This is a genomic window from Streptomyces sp. ID05-39B, from assembly GCF_033794725.1.
GTDB classification, from domain to species: Bacteria; Actinomycetota; Actinomycetes; order Streptomycetales; family Streptomycetaceae; genus Streptomyces; species Streptomyces bobili.
Map to the genome: position 1 here is coordinate 1 of NZ_JARGEF010000420.1, position 3867 is coordinate 3867.

2 protein-coding genes are annotated in these 3867 nt (G+C 74.5%); one reads left to right on the forward strand and one right to left on the reverse strand.

Annotated elements, in window-relative coordinates; genetic code table 11:
* Positions 1-94: 94 nt before the first annotated feature.
* Positions 95-1210, reverse strand: a complete 1116-nt coding sequence (locus P1P75_RS40410) for an Appr-1-p processing protein (RefSeq protein WP_319264732.1) — start codon at positions 1208-1210, stop codon at positions 95-97.
* Between the two features lie 358 nt (positions 1211-1568).
* On the opposite strand from P1P75_RS40410, the gene P1P75_RS40415 reads away from it, so the two are divergent.
* Positions 1569-3821, forward strand: coding sequence for a protein kinase (locus P1P75_RS40415; protein WP_319264734.1), 2253 nt, complete (start codon positions 1569-1571; stop codon positions 3819-3821).
* Positions 3822-3867 lie beyond the last annotated feature (46 nt).

Here is a 3867-nt window from a genome sequence, read left to right on the forward strand (position 1 = left end):
GAGGGCATGGGCGCCGGGGGCTCTGGCGGAACGGGCGCCGGGGGGCGCGTCCTTCTCCGGCGCCCGTGTCGCCGTACGAGGCCCTGTGCGCCCCCTAAGCCCCTGGTGCCTCCGGTGTGTCCGGCACTTCCGCGTCGAAGTAGCCCGCGGCCTCCGGATACCGGGTCACGATGTGCACCGACCAGTCGGGGTCGGCGGTGAGGGCGTCCTCTATCGACCAGCGGAGCCATTCGGCGCTGATGCGGCGGTCCAGGCCGCCACGGCCCGCGCCCAGCAGGGGGAAGCAGATCGAGCGCAGGCCGGCGGCACGCTCCCGGCGGGCGCGGGTGAAGCAGGCGGCGACCGCGGTGGCGATGCTCTGCGGGTCGACGCGGTAGCCGAGACCGTCGGGCACCGCGAGGGCCGCGTGGTAGACGCGGCGCACCCCGCGCTCGGCGAGGGCTCCCGGTCCGGTGGGGACGACGGTGCCTGGCCGCAGGGGCAGGACACCGGGCCGGGCCCGTACCCAGGAGGCGAGTTCCTCGGCCAGGACGTCGGTGTCGGGCCCCTCGGGGGCGCAGCCGACGACCGCCGCGCGGCGCAGGGCCCCGGAGACGGTGGGCCGGAACGACTTGGACATCTCCAGGTGGACGTTCTCGGAGGAGACGAGGACGTCGATGTCCCGCAGCAGTTCGATGGGCGAGACGTGCACGGTCACCGGCCGGCTCCCGGCCCGTCCCGGCAGCCCGGTGTACGGAACGGTCGTGGGGCGCGGACCGGCCGGGCGTGCCGGGCGTGGTCGGGGCAGGACCGCGGGCCGGGGTGTGCGGGCGGCCGGTTCGCGGGCCTCGGCGAGGATCGCTCCCGCGAGCTGCTCGATGACCCGCCGCTCCTGGCTGTGCCGGAACCGCTCGTCGCTCACCCCGTACACCTGGGCCGCCGCCCGGCGCCGGTCCGCGGCCGGGTCGCCCCGGTGACCGGGCAGCAGGCCGAAGGTGCACTGGGCGGCGCGGCCGATGAGGTCGTCGGTGCCGAGCCGTTCGGCGGCGGCGCGGATGAGCCGTTCCGCCCCGTCGGCCAGGTCGTCCTCGCCCTCGGCGTGTCCGCAGTGCAGGGTGACCGCGCGCAGCGCCCGGGGCACCAGCGACTGCAGCGCGGGCAGGCCGCCACGACGCAGGTTCCGCAGTTCCCGTTCGAGGTCGGCGCGGTCCGGCAGACCATCAGGGTTCATGCCGGTCAACATATCGGCGCGGGTGGCAGGGCCGCCGGGTGTTCTGCAAGGGCGGGTGAGGCGGGGGCGGTGTTCGCGCGGTGGCTTCTTTTGCCTTCCGCGGGGCGCCGGTTGTCCGCCGGGCACCGTTGTCCGCCGCGCGACGCCGTCGCCGAATCTCCGTATCTCCGTATCTCCGTATCAGTCTCGCGCCGCGAACCCCGCCACAATCGCATGCGCGTCCGAATTCTTTTTCATCACGTCCGCTCCGGCCGGCATTCACCAATGGATCCGCCCACTCCGCCGGGCCCCACTGCTGCGCCCGTTCCCCCCGTCCGCCCACGGACCCCTCGGTCCTTTACGTCCGCAGGTGAATTCCATGACGTTTCCTGCTGATCCCGGTGGCCCCGGCGAGGACCTCGTCCCGCCGACGCTCATCGAGCCCGAAACGCCGACGTCCGGCGGCCTGCCCGCGCCCGACCCACGGGGCGATCCGGACACGCTGCCGCCCACCCTGGCCACCCGCTTCCTGGCGCGCGAGCGACTTCCCAGGCGCGGCGAGCAGACCGTACACCGGGCCGGGGAGGAGGGCCGCTCCGCCGAGTTGCGCGCGGCCGTGTTCCGGGTGCTCGACCAGAGGGCCGTCGGCCCGGACACCGAGCGGGTACTCAAGTGGTTCCACCCCGACGCGGCCCCCGACGACGAGGTGACCGGCCTGCTGTCCGAGCCGCTGCACGACGGGCTGTCGTACGTCATGGAGCGGGGAAGGGCCCACGGGGCGCCCTTCCACGTGCTGCCCTCGCACGGGAGCACCGACTTCGCGACCTTTCTGCGCGACCACGGAAAGCTGTCGCCGCAGGAGATCCAGGGACTCGTGGGCCGGCTGCACGGGGCTCTGACCGCGCTGCACGCGGCGGGCGTGGTGCACCGGGACCTGAAACCGTCCAACCTGGTCCTCGGCGACTACGCCCGGCCCGCCGAGGGCCTGGTGCTGATCGACTTCGGCATCTCGCTCGTCGCCCGCTCCCCGCGCGAGGCGTCCGGCGCCTGGGCCGCCACCCCGCGCTACGCCTCGCCACAGGCGCTGCTGCGCAAGCCGATCGTGCGCGCGGCGGACGACTGGTGGTCGCTCGGAGTCCTGGTCGCGGAGGCCGCCCGCGGCCGGCACCCGGTCGAGAGGCACCACGAGCCGGCTTCCGTGATGGATGCGGTGCAGGCGGGCGCCCTCGACCTCGACGGCATCACCGACGGGCACGTCCGGCTGCTCTGCCAGGGGCTGCTCGCCCACCACCCGGACGACCGCTGGGGGTCCGAGCAGGTCGCCGAATGGCTGGCCGGGCGCAGCCCGAGGACGGTGCCCCGGCTGGGACCCGCCCCCCGCACGGGCGACCGTACGGCGGACCGTCCCGCCGCCGCGCCCGGCCCCGCCACGGAGGCGCCCCGCTTCGAGCACGCGGGCCGCGTCTTCACCGACCCGGCGCGCCTCGGCGAGGAGTTCGACGCCGACTGGCCGGCCATGGTCCGCCGGCTGGCCCGCGGCAGGGAACGGGAACGGCTCGGGCTCTGGCTCACCGAGTTCCGCCCCGAGCGGGACCCGGCCCGCGCCGAGGCCCTCGACGAGCTGTTGCGGGAGGGACTGCGGCGCAGGCCGGACGCGGGGACGCTGATCGACCTGATCGGCTGGATGGCCCCGCAGCAGGAGCCCGGCTACCGGGGCATCCCGCTCGGCCTCGGCGACCTGCCCGCCTTCGCGGGACGGGCGGCGGCCGGCGACCGGCAGTGCGTGGACGTGATGGCCGAACTGCACCGGCACCGACTGCTCGACCGGCTGGCCGCGCGGCGCGGCGGCGAGGAACTGGCCCACGTCGACCGGCGCTGGCAGGACCACCACGCCCAGTGGAACGCGGCCGTCGCCCGGCTGGCCGCGATACCCGAGGTCAGCGACGACCGCGACGGCCTGCGCTCCGCGACCGGTACCGGCGCGGGCCTGACCGCCGAACTGCTCCACCTGGCGGCGGCCCCCGCCCCGGCGACCCGCCGGCTCCGCGCCGACCTGGAGCGGGCCCTGCGCGGCATGCCCGCCCACGTGTCCTGGTTCGCCCGGCTGGCAGAGGAGGCCCGCGAGCCCGTACCGCTGCTGCTCGCACTACGGCTGCACCCGCTGGCCCTGGCACAGGCTCGGGAGATCCGGCGGGAACGCGAGCGGAACCGGCAGCTCGCGGCGACGGACGCCCACTCCCGGCACTTCCGGCTGGTGCAGCGGCGACTGGAACTGCCGGTGATGCTGGGCCGGGCCGCGGGCGGGGCGCTGCTGCTGTTCTTCCCGCACGCCTTCGTGGTGGGGCTGGCCGATGTGACCGGCCGGGCGCCGCAGACGACCGTTCTGACGGCCTGGCTGCTGAGCGTGCCCTCGCTGGCGGCGCTGCTGGCCGTGGAGTGCTGGACGGCCTGGTACATCGGCGCGCGCTACCACCCCGACTACTCGGTGATGGGCCAGCTCACCCGCCGGTCCCTGCCGGTGACCGGCCGCATCACGCGCCGTGGATGGCGCGGCCGGCTGTGGGCCTGTCCCTTATACCCCTTTGACCCGTCCGACGAAGCTAGGAGGGTAAACATCGTGGTGGGCCTGTAATATAAAAAAAAAAACACCAAAAAAAAAAAAAAAGAAAAACAAAATA

What these genes read in the sequence shown, in the direction of transcription:
- P1P75_RS40410 (WP_319264732.1), bottom strand. Translation starts at nt 1,210, where the DNA reads ATGAACCCTGATGGTCTGCCGGACCGCGCCGACCTCGAACGGGAACTG.
- P1P75_RS40415 (WP_319264734.1), top strand. Translation starts at nt 1,569, where the DNA reads ATGACGTTTCCTGCTGATCCCGGTGGCCCCGGCGAGGACCTCGTCCCG.